This window comes from Snodgrassella sp. B3800, from assembly GCF_026535865.1.
Classification (GTDB): Bacteria; Pseudomonadota; Gammaproteobacteria; order Burkholderiales; family Neisseriaceae; genus Snodgrassella; species Snodgrassella alvi_E.
The window spans coordinates 1-2,226 of sequence record NZ_JAFNPH010000014.1 but is presented as its reverse complement, the minus strand read 5'-3'; the positions used below and the strand labels follow the sequence as shown (position 1 = coordinate 2,226).

Sequence of the window (2,226 nt, the reverse complement as noted above, 5' to 3'; positions counted from 1 at the left end):
AATCGCTGTCCGGTATCCAGCTATACGCTACTTGCATCCGTCCTGTTTGATCTAGGTCGGCTATCAGCCCTTCGCTGCTGTAGATATAGTAGGTGGTTTTGCCATTTACGGTTTTGCTGATGCGCCGGCCAAATGGGTCGTATTGATAGCTGGCTATTTCTCCGCTGTCGTTGCTGTCTTTACTTACTCTCTCGGCCGCGTTATAGCTAAAGTATTTACATTGAATTAAATTTTCAAAAAATATCCCGCAATATAATAAATGGCGGGATAATTAAATTCAATTTTTAACTAATATATACATGTATTTAAGCTATTCTTACTATTTTCTTTTTAATAATTTAAAATTAGAATTTGGTTCAGAATAATGAATTAAACCGGCAACATCAGTATCTACCATTATTCCAGTTTTACATGTATCTATCCAAGATTCATAATCAAATTCAGGAAGATAATCTTTTGAATCAAAAGAGCATAATACTAAACCTGTCATTCCTCCTTCTAAACTAAGTTTATCTCCTGCACTTATTTCATCACCATTCGGATAATTCATTTTAATTCCTTAATTAATAAATTATTATTAAAATTAAAAAAGTTAGCAATAATCTAAATGTTTTCAATATTAATATAGCTATTTATTATTACAAAATTTTCAAATAGTTTATTTATTTTTAAATATTTCAACATAAAATTTAAAAAACATGTAGTTATGAATACTTAAAAATTAGCTAACGGTAAATAATCAAAAGTATATAATCTAGATTATATCGGTATAATCGATTCATTCACAATTTTAAAAGTTGACCACACGGTTCTGTCAGGATCTTTAAGTACTGTTTCTACTTGATCCTTATTTTTTCCTTTAGTTATTGTATATGAAAAAGTAAGATAAGTATCTCCATTAATATTCCATTTTTTTCAGCACTATCTATGTCTGAGATAAACAATTGATCATTGGTTCGAATATTTTTAAGTTTACTCAGCTCTAGCGAAAAAAATGATTTATTTTCAAATACGACAATTGTGAAATCATCGTGCACTTTCCCATTTTTAGCATATCTTGTATCATAGTAGAAATAAGTAATACAAAAATTTTTATAAACAAAAAAATATTAAAAAATTTATTATAGATAAATTTTAAATAAATCCTAGTCTATAATCTAGGATTTTTTAACATAATTATTTTAAATTAATAATTTTTATAAAAATTTATCATTTCACGAAGTAATAAAGGTAAATCGGCACCATCCTTTCTAAAATAATCATCTTTTAATTGGCCTCCCGATAAAACCACTGTATAAAAATTTTTCTTATCCCTCTCACCATCGAATTTGATTACTATTGTGCAACCTTCTTTTGCAATTGATTCAACTTGATCTAAATAAGTGATCATATTAACTCTATATACCATTTTTTAAAGCTCCAGATATTTCTTCAATACTTCTCAACCTTCCAGTAGCAGAATTATTAATTACATTTCTAATTTGAGATTTACTAATATTAATATTATTTCTTTTTGCAAGTTGCTCTACAACAGTTTGAGCCGTTCTTTTATTTGCATTATTAAATAAATGTCTACCAGCAATATCTCTAATAACCACTGCACTCTTATCATAAAATCCTGTTCTATACGACATATTTGCTAAAACCGTATCAACTTCTCCTGTAGTATTTGAACCACCATGAATTTTATTTATCAATTTTATTTCATCAGCACTAATACCAATAAAAGAATCTGAGTTTTTTTCATCATCAGGATCTTCAGGTGGAGGTACTGCTCCCATAATATAGTAACATTATTGGGATCATTTATACTAACTGTATTACTATCGCATGATTTTGCATTATTTTTATCATCTTCTCTGTTTCCCGTTAATGTAGGCAAAACATCTGTGCCTTTAATTCTTTCACGTATATTTTGATATAAACCAGACCAAGAATCAGTGACATTTTTTTTACATACTGGTGACACTACACATGCACTTAAAATAGTGGCTCCTATTAATACTGGAACTATTACTTGAGCAAACTCCCCAGTCGGATCACTGTATACCAGCGGATTTCCACCTACATACCCATACGTGTTTACTCCTCCTGCTAACCCTATCGGGTCACTCTGGATATATCTCCCCGTCTTCGCGTCATAATCCCTGAAGTAGTTATACGATAGTCCGGTCTCTTCGTCGTAATACTGTCCCGGAAACCTCAGGTTCATGGTGATTTGGTTAT

General features: G+C 30.2%; 4 protein-coding genes. All 4 read right to left on the bottom strand.

The features are described 5' to 3' along the window. Nucleotides 1-319: 319 nt before the first annotated feature. Entirely contained in the window at nucleotides 320-550 is a 231-nt protein-coding gene (locus tag J3U64_RS09870) for a hypothetical protein (protein ID WP_267409109.1), read from the bottom strand. Nucleotides 551-1,186: 636 nt separating this feature from the next. Then, nucleotides 1,187-1,390: a hypothetical protein gene (locus J3U64_RS09865; protein ID WP_267409108.1), complete on the bottom strand. Its 204-nt coding sequence runs from the start codon at nucleotides 1,388-1,390 to the stop codon at nucleotides 1,187-1,189. 7 nt (nucleotides 1,391-1,397) lie between these two features. After that, a complete protein-coding gene (locus tag J3U64_RS09860) occupies nucleotides 1,398-1,781 on the bottom strand; it encodes a hypothetical protein (RefSeq protein WP_267409107.1) in 384 nt (127 codons plus the stop codon). Continuing rightward, the coding region (locus tag J3U64_RS09855; RefSeq protein ID WP_267409106.1) for an RHS repeat-associated core domain-containing protein at nucleotides 1,700-2,226 on the bottom strand (527 nt) is incomplete at its 5' end. The genes J3U64_RS09855 and J3U64_RS09860, both read right to left, overlap by 82 nt.